This is a genomic window from Bradyrhizobium betae (assembly GCF_004123905.1).
GTDB lineage: Bacteria > Pseudomonadota > Alphaproteobacteria > Rhizobiales > Xanthobacteraceae > Bradyrhizobium > Bradyrhizobium betae_A.
In genome coordinates this window covers 65,697-85,832 of the sequence record NZ_MZXW01000004.1, presented here as the reverse complement: position 1 = coordinate 85,832, position 20,136 = coordinate 65,697, and the positions used below count along the sequence as shown (strand labels likewise).

Sequence of the window (20,136 nt, the reverse complement as noted above, 5' to 3'; positions counted from 1 at the left end):
GATGGCAGTCCGCAGCAACATCGTCGGCATTGATAGTCCAGAGGCGCTAGAGAAGGCGTTGCGCGCGGCCTATTACCTCGCGGACGAGGGCCTTGCAACGGCCGCCTATCTCGGTCTTGCGCTGGGCAAGCCGCTGCTGCTCGAGGGCGCGCCGGGTGTCGGCAAGACCGAAGCGGCAAAAGCCATCGCTGCCGTGCTCGGCCGCCGCCTGATCCGCCTGCAATGCTATGAAGGCATCGACGCCTCCGCGGCACTCTACGAGTGGAACTATCCGCGCCAGATGCTCGCGATCCGCCAGGCCGGCGATGAGAGCATCGACATCTATGGCGAGACTTTTTTGATCGAGCGGCCGATGCTGGCGACCCTGCGCGCGCCGGATTCGACCGTGCTGCTGATCGACGAAATCGACCGCGCCGACCAGGAGTTCGAGGCTTTCCTGCTCGAATTCCTGTCCGACTTCCAGATCTCGATCCCCGAACGCGGCACAGTGCGCGCCGCCGAACGTCCCGCGGTCGTGCTGACGTCAAACCGGACACGCGACCTGCACGAGGCGCTCCGCCGCCGCTGTGTCTATCACTGGATCGACTATCCCACCGAAGAGCGCGAGGCGCGCATCGTCATGCTGCGGGCCTCCAGCGTTGCCGAAGCCACTGCACGCGCTGTCGTCGCGGCCGTCGGCAAGCTCCGGCGCGAACCGCTGAGCAAGGCGCCCGGCATCGCCGAAGCCGTCGACTGGGCCGAGGCCGCAACGCTCCTCAACAAGGGTGGCGCACGCTGGCCTGATGCCTTCAAGCGCTCGATCGGCGTGGCACTAAAGGACGAAGAAGACCTGCATTTCATCGCGCCCCGGCTCGACGCGATGCTTGCGGAGGCAACCGCATGAGCACCGAGCTCCAATTGCCGCGCGCCGCCCGCGTCTTCGTCTCCTTCGTCGCACTGCTCCGCGCCAACAGCTTTGCTGTCGCGCCGGAGCAAACGACCGCATTCCTCACCGCGATCGAGCTGCTCGGCCCGCGCGACCTCGGGGATATCAGGCAGGCGGCACTGGCCACCCTCGCCCCGCGGCCGGAGCGACGCGTAACCTTCGACCGGCTATTTGATCTTCACTTCCGTGGTAGCGAGACCATCGAGTATGCCGATGACGGCGAGGACGACGAAACCGTTCGGCTCCAGGAGGAAGGCCGCGGCGACGGGGAACCGCTTCTCTCCGACGACGCCAATGAATCCGGTCTGACCGCGACCCGCACCGAAGCGCTGGTCGAGCGCCGCTTCGCGCAGCTCTCCACGGCCGAGGCGCTGCGCCTGCTCGCGCGCCAAGGACCACGGCGCCTGCCCCGGCGGCGCGGCCATCGGCGCATGCGTGCCCGCCGCGGGCCCTTTGCCGATCTCCGCCGTACCTTGCGCGACAGCGTCCGCAGCGACGGCGAGATTTTGCGGCTCGGCCACATGAAGCGGCGCCCGCGCCCGCGAAAATTCCTGTTGCTGATCGACGTCTCCGGTTCGATGAAGAGCTGCACCGAGGAGAACATAAAGCTGGCCCATGCGCTGGTGCAGGCGGCCCCCAATGTCGAGGTCTTCACCCTCGGCACGCGGCTGACCCGCGTCACTCGCGCGCTGCGTCTGAAGCGCCGCGAGCAGGCACTGAATGCGGCCGCCCATCTCGTCAGCGACTGGGACGGCGGCACCCGCATTGGCGATGCGCTGCAGGCCTTCCTCGCCGTGCCCCGCTTCGGCGGCTATGCGCGCGGGGCAGCTGTGGTCGTGGTCTCGGACGGGCTGGAGCGCGGCGAAGTCGATGCGCTGCGCGACGCGGTGGCAAAACTGTCGCGGCGGGCCTGGCGCGTGAGCTGGCTGACGCCGCTCGCGACAGGACCGGGCTTCCATCCGCAGACCGAAGGACTCATTGCGATCGCGCGCTATGTCGACGACCTCGTCGACGGCGGCTCGAGCGCGTCGATCGTCGCGCATGTACTGGCACTGGGACGAAGGAGAGTTGCGTGACCGAGATTGTCGATGGGCATCATCACATCTGGCGGCAGGCCGACCTGCCCTGGCTGACCGGCCCCATGCAGCCCCGCATCTTCGGATCCTACGAGCCGATCCGCCGCGACTATCCGATTCAGGAATATCTCTCCGACCTCAAGGACACCCGCGTCACCCGCTCGGTCTACGTCCAGACCAACTGGACCAACTACCGTTTCGAGGACGAAGTGGCCTGGGTGCAGCAGACCACCGGCGAACATGGCTGGCCGCATGCGATCGTCGCCTACGCCAATTTCGCCGTGGACGACGTTCGCCCGCAGCTCGACCGGCTGAAGCGCTATCCGCTGGTACGCGGCGTGCGGATGCAGCTGCACTGGCATGAGAACCCGCTCTATCGCTTCGCGGCCAAGCCCGATCTCTGCGTCGATCCCGTAATCCGCCGCAACATTGCGCGCCTCGCCGATTATGGCTGGAGCTTTGATCTCCAGGTGTTCACGCCGCAGATGCCGGATGCCGCGCAGCTCGCGGAGTCCTGCCCGAAGGTGACCTTCATCCTCCAGCATGCCGGCATGCTCGAAGATCTCTCACCGGCGGGACGTGCGGCCTGGCGCGCCGGGATGGCGAGGCTTGCGGCGTGCCCGAACGTCGTCTCGAAACTCTCGGGGCTCGGCACCTTCATTCACCGCAACGACCCCGCGCATATCGCCGCCGTGGTGATGGATACCGTCGCAATCTTCGGCGCCGATCGCTGCCTGTTCGGCTCCAACTTTCCTATCGAGAAATTGTGGACCAGCTATCGCGAGCTCGTCGACGCGTTTCGCGCGGCAGCTGCGCCGCTGAGCGCCGGGCAGCAGGACGCGATCTTCAGGACGACGGCGACGCGCGTCTACCGGCTTTGACAGACAAGAAACAACAGGGAGGGCAACGAATGGCGCTGGAGATCAAGATCCTGGACTATGGCGATATCGAGCTGGAATCGAGCTTTCTGGTTCTCGGCCGCGATTGCGGCCGCACGCGCCGCGTCCTCACGCTGGGCTTTTTGATCCTCGGCGGCAAGTATCCGGTCGTTGTCGACACCGGCTATCGCTCCAACCAGATCATGGAGACGCTGGGCATGCGCGGGCTGCAATACCACGAGCACATGATCGAGAACCAGCTCGCCCGTCACGGCGTGCGCATGGGCGACGTTCGCTTCGTCTGTCACACCCATCTCCACATCGACCACGCCGGCAAGGACGATCTGTTCCCGATGAACACGACCGTCGTTCTCAACCGCAAGGAGCTCGAATATTCCGTCTCCGGCCTTATGCATCCGCAATATCCGGCGCCCGACATCAAGCACCTGATCGACCGCCTGCACACCAAGAGCGCGCTGCGCTTCCTCGACCTGGAAATCACCGGCCCGATCGAGCTGATGCCCGGGGTTTATTGCGACGCCGCCAACGCCCACACCGAAGGCTCGATGAACATCATCGTCGAAACCGCCGACGGCATAGCAACCATCTGCGGCGACGTCATCTACGACTTCAACGATCAGATCGTCACGCCCTTCAACGAGATCCATGACTGGGAGCCGCGCACCACGGGCAACCACGGCACCAGCAAGCGCGCGGAGAAGGCTTCGATCAAGAAGCTGCTCAGCAACTCGCGCTATCTGCTGCCGGTGCACGACCGCCCCGCCAAGATCGAAGGCGGCAATGTCGTGGGGCGGCTGCATGACCAGGTCCCCGGCCCCATCGTGCAGTCCCTGCCCGCACGCAACTGGTTCCCGGCTTGAGATGATCCTAGGAATCAACCGATGACGCACGTCACTTTGCGCTCTGAATTCGAGACCTTGATCGACCCCTACGCGCCGGTCGCGCAGGTCGGCACGGGTTTTGACTTCACGGAAGGCCCGATCTGGCATCCAGTCGATCACTACCTCCTGTTCTCGGACATGCCAGCCGACGTCCGCCGGCGCTGGGATGCGCGGCGCGGCGTCGCCGAGGTCAAGCGCCCGTCGAACAAGTGCAACGGCATGACCTATGACGCCGAGCTCAATCTGATCGTCTGCGAGCACGCGACCTCGTCGCTGATCCGCGAGCGGCCGGACGGGCGGCGCGAGGTGCTGGTCTCGCACTTCGGGGGACAGGAGCTCAACAGCCCCAATGACGTCTGCGTGCACTCCTCGGGCGCGATCTATTTCTCGGACCCCTGGTACGGACGGATGCCGGTCTATGGCGTCGAGCGACCGCGGCAGCTCGGCTTCCAGGGCGTCTATCGCGTGGTGCCCGGCAGTGAGCCGAAGCTCGTCGTGGACCGCAATCTGTTCGATCAGCCGAACGGGCTGTGCTTCTCACCCGACGAGAAGCTGCTCTATGTCAATGACACGGTGCAGGCGCAGGTTCGTGTGTTCGACGTCAATGCCGACGGCACACTGTCGAACGCGCGCGTGTTCGCGAGTGGCATCCGCTCCGAGCTGGAGCCGGGCCTGCCCGACGGCATGAAGTGCGACCAGCATGGCAACGTCTGGGTGACTGCGCCCGGCGGCGTCTGGGTCTATTCGCCGCGCGGGGAGCTGCTCGGAAAAGTCCGCGTGCCCGAGATGGTCGCGAACCTCGCCTGGGGCGGACCGGATTTCCGCACGCTCTATCTGACCTCGACGCATTCGGTCTATGCCATCCCGACCAAGGCCGGACCGCGCCACGAGCCCTATATGAGCGGCCGGCGCAGCAGCGGCGGGGCCACGAGCGCGGGCCCCGCCGCTGCAGCCCCTATCCTCGCCGACGGTGAGATGCGACTCGATCCCAACCGCTGCGCCATGATCATCCAGGATCTTCAGAACGACGTCATCATGGACGGCGGCGCTTTCGCCGATTCCGGCGCACCTGGCCATGCGAAGCAACAGCATGTCGTGGAAAATGTCCGCCGCCTCTCCGAGGCCGCTCGGGCGCGCGGCGTCGCCATCATCCACGTCTGGTTCGTGGTCGAGCCAGGCGCGCCCGGCGTGACGCTGAACGCGCCGCTGTTCGAGGGGCTGGTCGACAGCAAGGCGATGGTGCGTGGAAGCTGGGGTGCTGCGCCGGTCTCAGGGTTGGAGCCGCGCCCCGGCGACTTCGTCGTCGAGAAGATGCGGATGAGCGCCTGGGAAGGTACGCGGCTGGAAACCATCCTCAAGGCGACCGGCCGCGACATGATCATCAACACGGGCGCCTGGACCAACATGTCGGTCGAGCACACCGCACGCACCGGCGCCGACAAGGGTTATTTCATGATCGTGCCGGAGGACTGCTGCTCGACCATGAATACCGACTGGCACTCGGCATCGATCAATTTTGCCATGCAGAATGTCGCAATCGTCACCCGTGCCGATGCCGTCATCAGAGCGCTGGGATGAGCAGTGGCCAAACTTTTGCACCTCTCCTGCTCGCCGCGCGCCGACTCGGAGTCGAGCGCAGGCGCGCGCGTCTTTCTTGACGGATTTCGGTGGGCCCATCCGGACTGGGATATCGACATCGTGGATCTCTGGCACGAGCGAATGCCGGAATTCGTTGGTCCCATCGTCGAGGCCAAATATGCGCGCATGAAGGCGCAGGCCTTCAACGACGCGCAGCGCGACAGCTTTGCCGAGGCCGAGCGGATGGCGCTGCGTTTCTCGCTGGCCGATCGCGTGCTGATCTCGACGCCGATGTGGAACTTCAGCATTCCCTACAAGCTCAAGCAATGGTTCGATGTGATCGTCCAGCCCGGGCTCACCTTTCGGTTCGACCCTTCACTCGGATATGTCCCGCTGCTGATGGACCGGCCGACCACGGTGATCCTCGCCAGCGGCAGCGATTTCGCCACCGGAATGAACCGCGGGCGCATCGACATGGCAACGCCCTACCTGCGGGAAATCTTGCGTTTTGTCGGTATCAGCAATGTCCGTTTCGTGCCGATCGGGCCAACCACCGGACCGCAACAGCCTATCGAGGCTGCCCGTGAAAGAGCCCATCAGCACCTCGCTGCATTGGCAGCGAATTTCTGATGCACCGTTGAGGACGGCGCGCGACCATCTTGGTCAACTCGTCCGGCCGACTGTGAAGGGTGGGTTGCTCGCCAAGGTCCGCCCCTCTGGCGTGAAGACGCGGCGTGGCTGCGGCGCTCCGCGACATATATCGAAGCAAGCTGCGCATCACCTGCGAGCGCGAGTCACGGCAGATTGTCCCGCAGAAAAATGTCGATGCGGATGCGCTCCTGGTCGGGGCTGATTGGCTCGCCTGAACAATGCGCGAGCAGGACGCGCGCGGCAGACCGTGCCTCGTGGCCGGGATCCTGATTGATGATCGCATCGAGCGTGCCGCGGACCAGGAAACGCCGCGTGTGCTGGGTCAGCTCATGGGTGATCCAGACCACCTCGCGCGCGCGGCCCGAGCCTTCAAGCGCATCGGCGATGCCACGGTTTCCGGCGCCGCAGCAATATATGCCGCGGAGATCGGCGTGGCGCGCCAGCAGCGCGGCAGTGAGCTGACGCGTGCGCTCGCTGTCGTCGCGGCCTTCGATCACCGGCAGCGCGCACAGGTTCGAATACTCGCTGGACAGGATCTGGTGGAAGCCGAACTGCCGCTCGCTATGATCGCGCAGCGACAACGATCCCGCAATCACGGCAACCATCCCCTCGCGACCGGCGAGGAAACGTCCCATCAGCGTTGCCGCAGTTCGACCGGCGGCCGGGTTGTCGATACCGACATAGTGCAAGCGGCGCGAGCTCGGCGCGTCCGACACGAGGGTCACTACGGCGACCCCGCGGGCGGTGAGTTCGTCGATCGCGGCCCTCACCCTGGGATGGTCGAGCGCGATGACGGCCACACCCTGATAGGCCGGCGACAGGTTTTCCAGCGCGCCGGCAAGCACATCCGGATCGAACACGTCGACATGGAGGATATCGATGAAGCCGCGCTGGCCGGCCAGCCACTCCGCGGTACGCTGGACCTGCTCGGTCAGGTTGGTCATGAAGCTGTTGCTGCCGGTCGGAAGCACGAAGGCAAAACGAAAACTCTGCCCGCGTGCGAGCCGGGCGGCCGCCACGTCCGCAACGTAGCCGAGTTTGGCGACGGCGGCCTCGACACGCGCGACGGTCTTGGCGCGCACGCCCTCGCGCCGGTTGACGACGCGATCGACGGTGGCGAGCGAAACGCCGGCCGCACGCGCGACGTCCTCGAGCGTGGCGCGGACCGACGACTGCGTCGCGCCAGCCGTCATTCGCGCGCCGCCCACAGCATGCCGCGGGTCATCAACGTTCGGATCTCGGGCACGTCGAGCTCGTAGGCGCGGTGGCCGAGCGAGGAATAGAACACCCTGCCCGCACCGTATCGCTTCTTCCAGACCACCGGCATCACCACGCCATCGATCCAGGATGCATGCTCGCCGGTGAAGGTCGTCGTCGCCAGCACCTCGTTGGCGGGGTCAACATGCATGTAATATTGCTCGGAACGATGCTCGAAACTCTTCAGGCCCTGAATGATGGGATCATCCGGCTTCGTCAAGTCGACCTTGTAGTCGATGATGTTGCCGGGATGTGCGACCCACTGCCCGCCGCACAAAAACTGGTAGTCGACGGAATCGCGAAAAGCATCGCACATGCCACCATGATGGCCGGCAAGCCCGACGCCGCTACGCACCGCCGCGCAGAGATTGAGCGCTTCCGCCTTCTCGATCTTTGCCATCGTGTAGATCGGAATGATCAACGAGAGATCATGGATCGCAGGATCGGCAAAGGCAGCCGTCGTGGTCTCGATCCGCACCTCAAAACCTTCCGCCTTCAGCCAGCCGCGGATCATCGAGGCACAGAGATCGGGGTCATGTCCCGGCCAACCACCCCATACAATCATTGCCTTGCGCATAGTCATTCCCTCAGTCGATCTGCCCGGTTTCACGTCCGGCCGGCAGCATCGCCGGCCGCTCGACGCGGTTCTCGATCTTGACGCGCCGTCCTTCGTCGGCGGAGGTCTGGAACGCCTCCATCACCTCCAGCACATGGCAGGCGAGCGCGCCGCTGGCGCGATGCGGCCGGTTGTTCAGGATGGCAGAAGCCATGTCGGCGACACCAATGGAACGGAACTCGCCTTCGACATGACCGTGCGTCAACGGCACCGCCTCCCACTCGCCGCCGGTCTTCGCGACTTGCACCTCGCCACCGAAGCGGTTCGGGTCCGGTACCAGCATGCTGCCCTTGTCGCCATAGATCTCGATCGCCGCGTGCCGGTGCTTCGGGACATCAAAGCTCATCGCGATCGAGACGACTGCCCCGCTCTCGAATTCCAGCGTGCCCGCCACATGGGTCGAGACCTCGACCGGGATCAAGGTGCCATTCATCGGCTGGCTGGTGACCAGGCGCTCGGTTTTCGGGCGTGCGGTTGATCCCATCACGCTCGCGACCGGGCCGAGCAGCTGCACGAGATCGGTGATGTAGTACGGGCCCATGTCAAGCATCGGCCCACCGCCGCGCAGATAGTAGAAGCCGGGCGCCGGATGCCAGCGCTCGTGACCAGGGCAGCCGAAGAAGGCGCTGCCCGCTACGGGCGTGCCGATCGCACCGTCGTCGATCAGCTTGCGCGCGGTCTGGTGCCCACCGCCGAGGAACGTGTCCGGCGCGCAGCCGACGCGAAGGCTCTTCTGCGCGGCGAGCTCCATCACCTTGCGGGCCTCCGTGACGTTGATACCGAGCGGTTTCTCGGAATGGACATGCTTGCCGGCGTTCAGCACCGCGAGACTGACGTCGGTGTGGGCGAGCGGCACCGTGAGATTGATGACGATCTCGACGTCGTCGCGCTTGAGCAGCTGGTCTACCCGCATCGCTGGCAGACCGAAGGCGGCGCCCTGGCGCTCGGCGACATCGCTACGCATGTCCGCCAACGCCTTGACCTCCATGACGGGGAAGCGCTGAGCAGCTTTCAGATAGGCGGTACTGATTACACCGCAGCCGATGATTCCGATGCCGACTTTTCTCATTGTGATCTCCGTGAGGTACCGCTCATCCCTTGACCGCGCCTGCGGTGAGGCCGGCGACGATGTGCTTTTGCGCGAGAAGGAAGAGAATGATCGTCGGCAGGATGGTCAGCGTAATGAAGGCCAGGATCAGGTGCCACTCTGACGAATACTCGCCCTGATAAATCATGATACCGAGCGGCCAGGGATAGAGCGCATCGGTGTTGAGCATCACGAGCGGCAGAAGATAGGCGTTCCAACTGTTGACGAAGGTGATGGTACCGACGGTCGCCAGGATTGGCCGGGACAGCGGCAGCGTCACGTAGCGGAAGAATTTGATATAGCTGCAGCCGTCGACCAGCGCCGCTTCGAGCAGTTCATGAGGAATGTCCTTGAAGAAGCGCCGCAGCAGCAGCACGCTCATCGCGAGGCTGAAAGCCACCTGCGGCAGAGCTACGCCAAAATAGGTATCAAGCAGCCCGAGATCTCGCACCTTGATGAACAACGGCAGCACGGCAGTCGCTGCCGGAAACAGCAGGCCGAGTGTCAAATAGCTCAGCAGCATCGATGAGCCGTAGAACTTGACATGGGCGAAGGTGAACGCCGCCATCGAGGCTGTGATCAGGGTCAGTGTCACGGTGAGCGTCGAGATGATCAGCGAGTTGCGCAGGAGCTGCCAGTAACGCCCGGAGAACAGGATGTCGGCATAATTCTGCCACTCCCAGTGCGCGGGCCAGCCGAACGGATTGACGCGCAATTCGCCGAGCGATTTGAAGCCGCCGAGCAAGGTCGCGAGCAAGGGTACCAGCACGAAGATGGCAACGACGGCGAGGAACGCCGTCTTGAACAACACGGCGGGATCGAATGGCGCATGGGTGGTCTCTGCACTACTCATCGCGCATGAACCATCGCTTGTACGTGAAGGCAAAGGTCACGCAGATCACGAACAGAATGACGCCGATGGCGCTGCCGTAGCCGACCCGCATACGCGAGATGCCGTTGTTGTAGAGGAAGCTCACCATCGTGTTGGAGGAATCCGCAGGTCCCCCGCGCGTCAGCGGCATGACAAGGTCGAACAGCTGCAGCGAACCGACGATGGCGAAGAACACGGAGAGCCGGATCGTCGGATAGAGCAAGGGGATGACCACATGTCGCAGGGCTTGCGAACGCGTCGCGCCGTCAATGCGCGCGGCTTCGATCAGGCTCTTGTCGAGGCCCTGGAGCGCCGCGATGAACAGCATCATGTGGAAACCGAAGTACTTCCAGACGATCACGATCAGGACGGCCAGCATTGCCGTATCGGTCGAGGCCAGCAGATGCGGGGGCTCGGCGCCGAAGGTACGCCAGATCGAGGCGACCAGGCCGTAGTCGCCGTCATAGACGAAGCTGAAGATCAGCCCGGTCGCGATCTCGGCCAGGATATAGGGCATGAAGAACAGCATGCGCAGCGCCACCGCCCCGCGAAAGCGCTCGGCGAGCATCAAGGCCAGCGTCAGCGCAAGTGGCAGCTGGATCGCGAGCGAGACCGCGATGATCAGCCCATTGTTGCGCAGCGCGAGCCAGAAGGCGCGTGTCTCCAGCACGAAGCGGTAATTGTCGAAGCCGATCCAGTTGGTCGGCCTGCCGAACCCGTTCCAGTTGAAGGCCGAGTACCAGGCGGCCTCGCCGATCGGCAGCACCACGAACAGCGTGAACAACAGCAGCGCCGGCGGCAGGAACAGGATCAGGACCGTGAAGCGGCCATCCCAGCTCGGGCCGCGGACTGCGACCTGCGGGACCGTCTCGCCGGCAACGCCCATCGCCGACACGATTGCGATCCGCCGCGCCACCGTCAATTGCCCTGCTTCCATGCCGCCTGGATCGCCTTGGCAGCATCCTGCGGGCTCATACTGCCACCGGCGATCTCCGCAGTGACGTCGTTGACGACGCGACCGACGGAGGGGCCGAGGCTCTGGTCATAGAAGTTCTGGTGATAGTTCGACTTCGCGAGATTGGCCGCGATCAGCTTCATGAAGGAATTGTTGAGGCCCGCGTCCGCGCCCTGCACCACCGGAATAACGAAATTGCCCGCCGCAAGCCGCGTCTGCACGTCCTTCGAGACGAAGTACTTCAGGAAATCGACCGCCTCCTTCGGCGAGCCCTTGGTGATCAGCCAGCCGGTGATGCCGCCGAGCGTATCGGTCGGCACGCCCTTGCCGCCGGATACGACCGGAAAATCGAACCAGCAGATCTTGTCTTCGCTCAGTCCAACCTTGTCGGCGGCGAGCGCGCGCTGCAAATGATAGACGGTGCTGATCGCGAGCGTCATCGCCGCCTTGCCGTCGCCGAAATAGCCGACGGCCTGTGGATTCTTGAAGCCGAGAAAACCGTTCTGGAACGGCTGGAGATCAACGAGTTGCTTGAACAGTTCGCCGGATTTCTGGAAGGTCTCGCCGGCGAAGCCGCCATTCTCGCCGCGCAGCGCCGCATCGAATGCCGCCTTGCCGCCGATGCGTACCGCAAGATGGGTCCAGTAGAAGTGCAGCGGCCATTTGTCCGCGCCGCCGACCACGATCGGCGTGACGCCCGCCGCTTTCAGCGACTTCACCCCGGCGAGCAGATCGTCCCAGCTCTTGATCGCGGCAGGATCAACCTTCGCCTTGGCCATCAACTCCTTGTTGCAGAGGAACCCAACCTGCGACAGCGCGGTGGGCAGGCCATAGACGCGGCCATTGCTGGTGAACGCGGCAAGCGCCGCCGGCGTGAGGCTGTCGCTATAGCCCTTCACTTGATCAGTGATGTCGTCGAGCACGCCGGCCTCGATCTGTGTCTTCAGGACGCCGCCGGCCCAGCTGTAGATGATGTTCGGCCGGTCCCTGGATTGCAGGATGGTCGGCAGCTTGGCCTTGTAGGCCTCGTTCTCAAGGAACTGCATCTCGACCTTCACTCCCGGATGCGACGTCTCATAGGCGCGCGCAACCTCCTCCCAGATTTTCACCTGGGCCGAATTGGCCTCGATGTGCAGCCATTTCACCGTGGTATCGGCTGCAGCGACGTTGGTGCCAAGCAGGCATGCGGCAGCGGCGAGTCCCAGCTTCCCGAGCAGTCTCATCACATCCTCCCAACCGGCTTTTATTCTTTGGCTGCAATCCTGCTCTCGATTTTTGAGGTACGCAACTTAAATTCTGATCTATGCACCTCACGGGAGGAGTGGCTAAGGTCTGGAAAAGAGTTGGGCGGCCCGTCGCCTCGCCCGCAACAGAACTGAGAGGTGCCCATGGCTGCCATCTATTCCGACCTCGCCGGCAAGGTCGTGCTCGTTACCGGAGGTGCAGCGGGAATTGGCGCTGCAATCGTGCGGCGCTTCGCGGAGCAGAAATCCAAGGTCGTGTTCTTCGACATCAAGGTCGACGAAGGCCAACGCCTGGCATGTGAGCTGTCCGAGCAGGGACTGGCTGCGCATTTCCAGCAGGTCGACCTGACCGACATCCCCGCGCTACGCGCCGGCGTAGTCGAGGCACGCATGGGGCACGGCGCGATCAACATCCTGATCAACAACGCTGCGCATGACGAACGGCACAAGACCGAGGATATGACGCCGGAATATTGGGACGACCGCATCGCGGTGAACCTGAAGCACCAGTTCTTTGCGTCGCAGGCCGTGCTGCCGGACATGAAGGCCGCGAATGCCGGCGCCATCATCAATTTCGGCTCGGTGTCGTGGATCGCCGGACAAGGCGGCATGGCCGCCTACACCGCCAGCAAATCAGGCGTGATCGGGCTGACGCGCTCTCTGGCGCGCGATTACGGTCCCTACAATATCCGCGTCAACGCGATCGCGCCGGGCTGGATCATGACCGAGCGGCAGCTCGAGAAATGGATGACGCCAGCGGGCGAAATCGAACTGCAGCAGCGACAGTGCCTGAAGCGCAGGCTGGTGCCGGACGAAGTCGCGAAGTTCACCGTCTTCCTCGCTTCCGACGAGGCCTCCGCCTGCACCGCTCAGCATTACGTCGTCGATGGCGGCTGGGTCTGAGATGCGGTGCCACATATGGTCACCCGACCATCGCAGCGCCGCGATGTGCCAGAGCAATGCGATCCGGCGCGCGGGGCATTCGCTCGACAACGCCTTCCGTAACCGTACGCCGACCTTTTCCGGGAGCTGACTCGTCAGTCATATTGAGCGGTGTGCGAGCTGCCGTGCTTCACAGCACTTTCCGCAACCGCCGTTCCTGTCGCGGGCGTGGCTCCGCCTGCTTTTGGGAATGTCAGCGTCTCGGTCCGCTCGGCGCGCACCATCGTCACCTCGCGGCGATTCACAGAGCTGAGCTTCCAGCCTTGATAATCGTCGTCGAGCTTCAGCCGCAGCGTAGCCTTGCTTGTCTCGTGGACAAAAATTCCGACACTCTGATCGCTGCCGACAACCGTCCCGACCAACACGAGCCGCAGCTCAACCGGCGGCGGGCTCGGCGGCATTGGCGGCGCCTTCAAGGGAGCCGCCGCAAGCTCTGGCGGCGGCGGCCGCCGCCGCGAGGCCGAGAAGATCGGCCGTTCGTTCGTGTCCGACAGCACAGCAAGCGGAACTGTCCAGAGCGGATTGCCGCGCATCGCCTCCCGATTGACGGGAGACCGCGATGGCGCCGCGGGATCCGCCGGCGCCATCGTCGCAGGAGACTCCCCAAATGGGCGGCTGGACCCCGGCTCGGTGAAGCCTGGGACGTCGACGTCCGAGAAATCCGCTGGAAGCGCCGAGGCGGAAACGCCGAGCAGAAGCGCCGGCACGAACGCGAACCGCGCCAATATTTCCCGCCTCGCCTTGTGCTGCGCTCTCATGTCCCTCGTCATCGGTCAGTTCACAGCAACGCGCAGAGGACTCTTCGTCGGGAAAAGCCGGCGGCCTGTGTTCGCGGCAAGCGGGGCTCGGCGAGCACAGGGCCAAGGGAAGCAAGGCTTATCGGCCACCGATGTGACACCTGTGCGAAGTAGCGACAACCTCTTTGATGTTTCCACGACCTATTGCGATTCCGGCACTCAATGGCCTCTCGGTTGCCGTCGGGCGCTAGTATGATATTGTTGCCAGATCGTCATACTCACTCACTATAGGGTGGTTTTGCTGAAACTGGTTGTCGGGCGGAGACGTAGTGGTGCGTTGGGCGTTGTTGAGGGTGTTGTCCGCCGCCGCATCATCCGCCCTGTGTGCGCTCCCAGCAGCGGCTCACGAGCTCAGCACGGTCGCGTCCGGTGAGCTTCCGCCGGTCGCCGTTACGGCGCTGGAACATCACCATCCCAAGCAGCACACCCACAAGCGACCGCCGAAAAGCGGAAATTCACGCAACCGGACCGCCGCTCGCACGGACACCCCGACCGAGAGTGGCAGTGCGACCGGTGCGGCGCCCGGTGGCACGGCCGCCTTGCAACCCACCGCCGCCAGTGCAGTACGAATCAGCGGCACGGAGGTGAATGCGGTCCCGTTCTCGAGGCCCGGCGAGGCGCTGGAAGTGGTGCCGGGTCTGATCGTCACGCAGCACTCCGGCGAGGGTAAGGCCAACCAGTACTTTCTGCGCGGCTTCAATCTCGATCACGGCACCGATCTTGCGATCAGTGTCGACGGCATGCCCGTCAACATGCCGACCCATGGGCATGGGCAAGGCTACGCGGACATCAATTTCTTGATTCCCGAGCTGATCCGGTCCGTCGATGTGCGCAAGGGACCGTATTTCGCCGATCAAGGGGACTTCGCATCCGCCGGCGCCGTGGCGATCGACTACGTCAACAAGCTGCCGCATAACATCGCGGAGATGAGCTTCGGCAGTTTCGGCTATCGCCGCGCGTTGGCGGCGGGATCGACCCGCATTGGCGATGGCACGCTGCTGGCGGCGGTCGAAGCGGCCAAGTATGACGGACCGTGGGACGTGCCGGACGATGTCCGCAAGCTGAACGGCGTCATGCGCTACAGCCAGGGCACCGCGACCGACGGCCTGACGCTGACGGCGATGGCCTACTCCAACGGCTGGAATTCAACCGACCAGGTCGCCCAGCGCGCGATCGATCAGGGCCTGATCAATCGCCTCGGCACGCTCGATCCGACCGACGGCGGGACATCCAGCCGATTCAGCCTGTCGGGCAACTGGGCGCAGTCGAGCGACTACGGACAGACCAATGTCAGCGCCTATGTCGTGCGCTCCGACCTGCGTCTGTTCAACGATTTCACCTACTTTCTCGACAACCCCGTCAATGGCGACCAGTTCAGCCAGCTCGACGCTCGCACGCTCGGCGGCGTCGATGCGCGGCATGCGTTCGATTGGCGCTTTGCCGCTCTCGAGATGCAAACCCGCGTCGGCCTGCAGAGCCGCTATGACGATATCCATGTCGGCCTGATCAAGACCGAGCAGCGCTCCTGGCTCTCGACGGTGCGCGACGACCGCGTGCAGGAAGGCAATGTCGGCCTCTGGACCGATACGACGACGCGCTGGACCGATTGGCTGCGAACCACGGTCGGCATCCGCGAGGATTTTTTCGCGGGACACGTCTTCAGCGACACGCCGGAGAATTCGGGCAATGCACAGGCGTCGATGGCGAGCCCGAAGGCCGGCCTCGTGCTCGGCCCCTGGTACAAAACCGAGTTCTACGGCAATGCCGGCTACGGTCTGCACAGCAACGACATCCGCGGCGCGACAATCACCGTCGATCCCAACGACAAGGTGACCCCGCTCGACCGCGTGCCGCTGCTCGTGCGTTCGCGCGGCGCTGAACTCGGCGTCCGCACCAAGGTGATCGAGGGTCTCACCAGCTCGCTGGCCGTGTTCGTGCTCGACTTCGACTCGGAGCTGTTGTTCGTCGGGGACGCCGGCACCACGGAGCCGAGCCGGCCCAGCCGCCGCGTCGGCGTCGAATGGACGAACCAGTACAAGCCATTGCCGTGGATGACGATCGATCTTGACGTCGCCCAGACCCATGCGCGCTTCACCGATTTCGACCCCGTCGGGGCCCACATTCCCGGCGCACCGGCGTGGGTGGCCAGCAGCGCGATCACGCTGGGCGGCGACACCGGCTGGTTCGGCAGTCTGAAGGCGCGCTATTTCGGCCCGCGTCCTCTCATTGAGGACGACAGCGTCCGTTCGCGGTCGTCGCTGATCTTCAATGCACGCGCCGGGTACAAATTCGACAATGGCCTGAGGGTGCAGCTTGACGTGCTCAACCTCTTCAACGCCCAGACCAACCAGATCGAATATTATTATCTGTCGCGGCTGCCGGGAGAGCCCATCGACGGCGTTGCTGATCGCCACGTCCATCCGGCCGAGCCCCTCGCGGTGCGGCTGACGGTGGCGGCAAGATTTTGATCAAAGCGGCTACGCCGACCGACGCCAAGGCAAGCGGAACCGACGGGCCGTCACAAATCCTGAAAAAATCTGACATGGAGCGGATGCTTCTGTCTGCCGAGAACGGCCGGGCGCGTTCGCGGCAGGAGTAAGGGTCATGCAATCTGAACCGGACAGCATCGCGATCGCCTCGGCGGACCGGTTCGCGGGCGCAATCCGGGACAAGGCCGCACCGGTGCGCACTCGTCAGGCTGCGGGCCACGCCTGGGCCCTCGTGCCGATCGTCACAGCGTCCGGCTTTGCGGGTCTGGGCTACGAGATCGTGTGGACGCGCCAGTTGAGCCTCGCGCTGGGGACCGAGATGATGGCGGTGCTTGGTGTCATCGCCGGATTTTTCGGCGGCCTGGCGCTGGGCGCCTTCGCCCTTGATCGGCTGATCCGCCGCTCGACATCGCCATGGCGCGTCTATGCGCTGCTCGAAGCCGTCATCGCTGTTTGGGGCCTGATCAGCGTCTGGCTCCTGCCCGCGGCCGGTCGGGCTCTGCCTCCCCTGCTCGGTACCGAGCCGTCTGCTGCCCTGCTCTGGGCCGGCAGCCTGGCGCTGCCGAGCCTCGTGCTGCTGCCGGCAACGATGGCCATGGGCGGGACCCTGGCCGCTTTGGAACGGATGATGCGGGGCGCACGTGGCAGAGGCCGTGTCACGGCCGATGTCTACGGAGCGAATACGGCCGGAGCTCTGGCCGGCACGCTCGTCTCGACATTCCTCCTGATCCCGGCGCTTGGATTTTCGGGGACGCTGCTCTGCCTCGCTGGCGGCAACGCGTTCTGCGCCCTCGGCGCGCTCGCGTTCGGGCCGGCGTCGGATGAGACTGATGTCAGGGAACGGCGACTGGGCCGAATTCGCGATTTCCGGCTCACCATCACCCTGTTCGCCACGGGACTGCTGGGAATCACTTTCGAAGTCCTCGTGGTCCGGCTCGCCGCGCAGGTGATGGAGGATACCGTCTACACGTTTGCCGGACTGTTGGCTGCCTATCTGCTCGGCACCGCCGCGGGCAGCCTGCTCTGGCAGCGGACCGGGCGAGATGCGGACGATGGAAATCTCCGCAGCCTGCTCGCCGCAACGGCGTTCGCCTGCATCGCGACCACAGTGCTGGCGCCGTATGCGGGTCGCCTGGTCGAGACCGCAGCTTTTGCGGATGTGTTCGGCGAACTGGCGGTGGCGATCGCACTGTTCCTGTTGCCCGCGACCGCAATGGGCGCATTGTTCGGCCTGCTGGCGCAACGGGTGAGCGATCAGCGCGGCTCCGTTGGATCGGCGGTCGGCATCAACAGCCTCGGCGCTTGCCTCGCGCCGTTGCTGGCGGCGCAATTCCTGATTCCCACCCTTGGTGCATGGACGGCGCTGCTTGCCGTTGCGCTCGGCTATCTGCTGCTGCTGCCGCCCGCTCGATCGGCGCTGCTGTGGTCCGCTGCACCGGCGATCTCAGCGCTCGTCCTGTGGCTCAATCCCGCGCCGTTGTTGACGCGCGTGCCGGCAGGTGGAGCGCTGCTCGCGGCCCGCGAAGGGCCGATGGCGACGGCGAGCGTCGTCGATGACGCCACAGGTACGCGCTACCTCGAGGTCAACGGCCACTTCCGCATGGGCGGGACGAGCTCGACGCGATCCGACTACCGACAAGCGATGTTACCGCTGCTGCTTCACGAGGCCCCGCGCGACGCTCTGTTCCTGGGCATCGGCACCGGCGCCACCATGGTCGGCGGCGCCCAGATGCCAGGCGTCAGCGTGCGCGGCGTCGAACTCTCCCGTGAAGTGGTGGAGCTGTTGCCCTGGTTCGTCAATGCGACGCCGGCCTCAGTGCCGCGGGTGACGGTGGCGGATGCCCGCCGCTACGTCGCTGCGGATACGGGCCAGCATGACGTGATCATCGCCGACCTGTTTCATCCCGCACTCGACGGCAGCGGCGCGCTCTATACGGTGGAGCATTTCGAGGCCGTGAAACGCAGGCTGGCACCCGGAGGGATCTTTTGCCAATGGCTGCCGCTCTACCAACTCGATCTTCCCTCCCTGCGCGCGATCATCCGTGGCTTTCTCAACGTCTATCCCGACGGCTCGGCCTGGCTCAATCACTACAGTGTCCGCACACCGATGCTCGCACTCATTGGAACACGGGATGGCCGCCATCTCGATACCGAGACGCTCGCCGCGCGGCTTCGTGATCCCGCGACCGCACGGATCATACGACCACTGGGGTTCGAGGCACCGATCGATCTCCTTGGCCAATATCTGGCAGGCCCGCAAGCTCTCTCCGCGTTCGCAGGCGATGGCCCGCGCAACACGGACGATTATCCGTTCGTGACCTTCGATGCGCGACGAAACGTCCGCGCGCTCACGGCAGCACCCTGGTCGCTGCTGCTTGCGGTCACGAAAGACATTCGCTCCGATCCGAATGAGCTCCTTACGCGCGCGGCCGAGCGCGAGGCGTTAGGCGCGCGACTCAACTCCTATTGGGCCGCGCGCAACCGCTTTCTCGAAGCTGGCGCGTCCTTGCCGGGCGATCCGCGCGGAGCCGCGTTGATCGAGGCGGCTTCGCCAGGCCTCATCGACGCGCTTCGCCTGAGCCCCGAGTTCGATCCGGCCCATGGGCCGCTGATGGGGATGGCGAGATCCCTGCTCGGCTCGGACCGCGCGGCGGCAGCTCGCCTGCTGCGCAAGATCAATGAGGCGTCGCCATCGCGTGGCGAGGCAAGGGACTTGCTGCTTCGCGAATTCGGCCTGAGAAACGAGTGATCGACGACCTCACGGCGCGAAGTTGACGCGATAGCCCCAGCAGTCGAGATGATCGGGAATGGCGTTGAAGGCGATCGTAATTCGCTGCTCGCCCTGATTCCTTGGCACCTCATGGTAGAGGTAGCTGGGAAAAAGCACGAGGTCGCCGGGTTCGGCCTCCGGCAGGACGTACTTGCCGGCATTGAAGGGCCCGATGGCGGCGCTTCGCGTGTGATGCCGGAAGGAAAAGTCGGACCCGCCGGGCGGCCGCACGAAGACCGTCTTGCAGGCCGGATGCGAGGGCGTCAGATAAATGATGCCCGAGACGAAACTATTGGCGTGCGAATGCAGTGTCTGGTTGCCGCCGGTCTCGAGCATGTTGGTCCACATCTCCTTCACGGTCCAGCGCAGCTCCTCGCCGAACAGAAGGACGCCGAAATCCACGAGCTTCGGAACCGTAAGCTCGGCGATCTGGCGAAACAGCTCGTTATCGCGGGGGTCGGCAACCTCGGTGTGGAACAGCTGACCCGAGCGCAGATTGCCCTCGATCCGGGTGTTCCGGATCGCCGCCACAGCGGCTTCGTTCAGCGACGGCGGGAGCAGCCCGGGCGAGCGCAGCAGAGGAATCGGAAAAAGCGGCTCGATCTGATCCATGTCGCAACATTTACCTGTTCTTGAAACGCGGGCAGACAATGCCCGGGCATAGATGACGCTGCGATGACAGCGTGCAGGATCTCCAAAACTCTTGGGTCCGCTACTCGTCGGCCCCGAGCACCTTCAGCCTCTCGCCCGGCCGCAGCTCGTGCCGCCGTTCACGCACCTCGTCGGAAGCACGCGCGGCCATGTCGAGGCATTCGTCGAACTCGCCATTTCCGGCTTCGGCCAGGGCCTGAAGCAAGTGCCGTTCGGCGAAGTAGCGCGAGAGATGGTCAGCCGGCAAAGCCGCCGCTAATGCGCGCGCCTCCGCGACCGCAGCCTCGCAATCTTCCCGGGTCGGCTCGTCCGAGGCCGGCACGGCAACATCGGGAGTAGCCACAGCGCTGCAGAGGCCAGCGAGAAGGCTCAGTGTGCAGAAGGTGATACGAAACAGATGCATGTCAGTCGTGCCGGGCCGAACCAGCCCGTTTCAAAACGAGTGCG

At 64.5% G+C, this 20,136-nt stretch carries 18 protein-coding genes; 9 read left to right on the top strand and 9 right to left on the bottom strand.

The annotated features are described in order from the left end of the window. Position 1: 1 nt before the first annotated feature. The 6 genes from B5V03_RS00520 to B5V03_RS00495 are packed head-to-tail and all read left to right on the top strand — an operon-like array spanning position 2 to position 5,989. Entirely contained in the window at positions 2-883 is an 882-nt protein-coding gene (locus B5V03_RS00520) for an AAA family ATPase (protein ID WP_129267337.1), read from the top strand. Next, positions 880-2,001 (top strand): vWA domain-containing protein, encoded by a 1,122-nt coding sequence (locus B5V03_RS00515; protein ID WP_129267336.1) that lies wholly within the window; start codon positions 880-882, stop codon positions 1,999-2,001. Before B5V03_RS00520 ends, B5V03_RS00515 begins: the two co-directional genes overlap by 4 nt. After that, positions 1,998-2,882 (top strand): amidohydrolase family protein, encoded by an 885-nt coding sequence (locus tag B5V03_RS00510; protein ID WP_129267335.1) that lies wholly within the window; start codon positions 1,998-2,000, stop codon positions 2,880-2,882. The genes B5V03_RS00515 and B5V03_RS00510 overlap by 4 nt, the downstream gene beginning before the upstream one ends. 29 nt (positions 2,883-2,911) lie before the next feature. Beyond that, positions 2,912-3,760, top strand: a complete 849-nt coding sequence (locus B5V03_RS00505; RefSeq protein WP_129267334.1) for an N-acyl homoserine lactonase family protein — start codon at positions 2,912-2,914, stop codon at positions 3,758-3,760. 21 nt (positions 3,761-3,781) lie between these two features. Continuing rightward, the gene (locus tag B5V03_RS00500) at positions 3,782-5,359 is read left to right on the top strand and encodes an isochorismatase family protein (protein ID WP_129267333.1); all 1,578 of its coding nucleotides are present in this window, start codon (positions 3,782-3,784) and stop codon (positions 5,357-5,359) included. A 3-nt stretch (positions 5,360-5,362) separates the two neighbouring features. Then, on the top strand, positions 5,363-5,989 hold the full coding sequence (locus tag B5V03_RS00495) for an FMN-dependent NADH-azoreductase (RefSeq protein WP_129267332.1): 627 nt from the start codon (positions 5,363-5,365) through the stop codon (positions 5,987-5,989). Positions 5,990-6,153: 164 nt separating this feature from the next. On the opposite strand, the gene B5V03_RS00490 is transcribed toward B5V03_RS00495, so the two are convergent. The 6 genes from B5V03_RS00490 to B5V03_RS00465 are packed head-to-tail and all read right to left on the bottom strand — an operon-like array spanning position 6,154 to position 12,019. Further along, positions 6,154-7,203 (bottom strand): LacI family DNA-binding transcriptional regulator, encoded by a 1,050-nt coding sequence (locus B5V03_RS00490; protein ID WP_129267331.1) that lies wholly within the window; start codon positions 7,201-7,203, stop codon positions 6,154-6,156. Beyond that, positions 7,200-7,844 (bottom strand): ThuA domain-containing protein, encoded by a 645-nt coding sequence (locus B5V03_RS00485; RefSeq protein ID WP_129267330.1) that lies wholly within the window; start codon positions 7,842-7,844, stop codon positions 7,200-7,202. The genes B5V03_RS00490 and B5V03_RS00485 overlap by 4 nt, the downstream gene beginning before the upstream one ends. A 10-nt stretch (positions 7,845-7,854) precedes the next feature. After that, positions 7,855-8,952: a Gfo/Idh/MocA family protein gene (locus tag B5V03_RS00480; RefSeq protein WP_129267329.1), complete on the bottom strand. Its 1,098-nt coding sequence runs from the start codon at positions 8,950-8,952 to the stop codon at positions 7,855-7,857. 22 nt (positions 8,953-8,974) lie between these two features. Further along, positions 8,975-9,823 (bottom strand): carbohydrate ABC transporter permease, encoded by an 849-nt coding sequence (locus B5V03_RS00475; RefSeq protein ID WP_129267328.1) that lies wholly within the window; start codon positions 9,821-9,823, stop codon positions 8,975-8,977. Beyond that, a complete protein-coding gene (locus B5V03_RS00470) occupies positions 9,816-10,757 on the bottom strand; it encodes a carbohydrate ABC transporter permease (protein WP_129267657.1) in 942 nt (313 codons plus the stop codon). The genes B5V03_RS00475 and B5V03_RS00470 overlap by 8 nt, the downstream gene beginning before the upstream one ends. Positions 10,758-10,759: 2 nt before the next feature. Continuing rightward, entirely contained in the window at positions 10,760-12,019 is a 1,260-nt protein-coding gene (locus B5V03_RS00465) for an extracellular solute-binding protein (protein ID WP_129267327.1), read from the bottom strand. 165 nt (positions 12,020-12,184) lie between these two features. Here B5V03_RS00465 and B5V03_RS00460 point away from each other — a divergent pair, with 165 nt between their 5' ends. Beyond that, positions 12,185-12,943: an SDR family NAD(P)-dependent oxidoreductase gene (locus B5V03_RS00460; RefSeq protein WP_129267326.1), complete on the top strand. Its 759-nt coding sequence runs from the start codon at positions 12,185-12,187 to the stop codon at positions 12,941-12,943. 134 nt (positions 12,944-13,077) lie between these two features. Here B5V03_RS00460 and B5V03_RS00455 read toward each other — a convergent pair whose 3' ends face one another. Further along, positions 13,078-13,740, bottom strand: a complete 663-nt coding sequence (locus B5V03_RS00455; RefSeq protein WP_129267325.1) for a hypothetical protein — start codon at positions 13,738-13,740, stop codon at positions 13,078-13,080. Between the two features lie 578 nt (positions 13,741-14,318). On the opposite strand from B5V03_RS00455, the gene B5V03_RS00450 reads away from it, so the two are divergent. Continuing rightward, entirely contained in the window at positions 14,319-16,247 is a 1,929-nt protein-coding gene (locus B5V03_RS00450) for a TonB-dependent receptor (protein ID WP_245502119.1), read from the top strand. A 136-nt stretch (positions 16,248-16,383) separates the two neighbouring features. Continuing rightward, the gene (locus tag B5V03_RS00445) at positions 16,384-19,017 is read left to right on the top strand and encodes a spermidine synthase (RefSeq protein WP_129267324.1); all 2,634 of its coding nucleotides are present in this window, start codon (positions 16,384-16,386) and stop codon (positions 19,015-19,017) included. Positions 19,018-19,026: 9 nt separating this feature from the next. Here the strand turns inward: B5V03_RS00445 and B5V03_RS00440 are convergent, their stop codons facing one another. Next, complete coding sequence (locus tag B5V03_RS00440) at positions 19,027-19,650, bottom strand: putative 2OG-Fe(II) oxygenase (protein ID WP_129267323.1); 624 nt, start codon at positions 19,648-19,650, stop codon at positions 19,027-19,029. A gap of 100 nt (positions 19,651-19,750) precedes the next feature. Beyond that, positions 19,751-20,092: a hypothetical protein gene (locus B5V03_RS00435; protein ID WP_129267322.1), complete on the bottom strand. Its 342-nt coding sequence runs from the start codon at positions 20,090-20,092 to the stop codon at positions 19,751-19,753. Between the last annotated feature and the right edge of the window lie 44 nt (positions 20,093-20,136).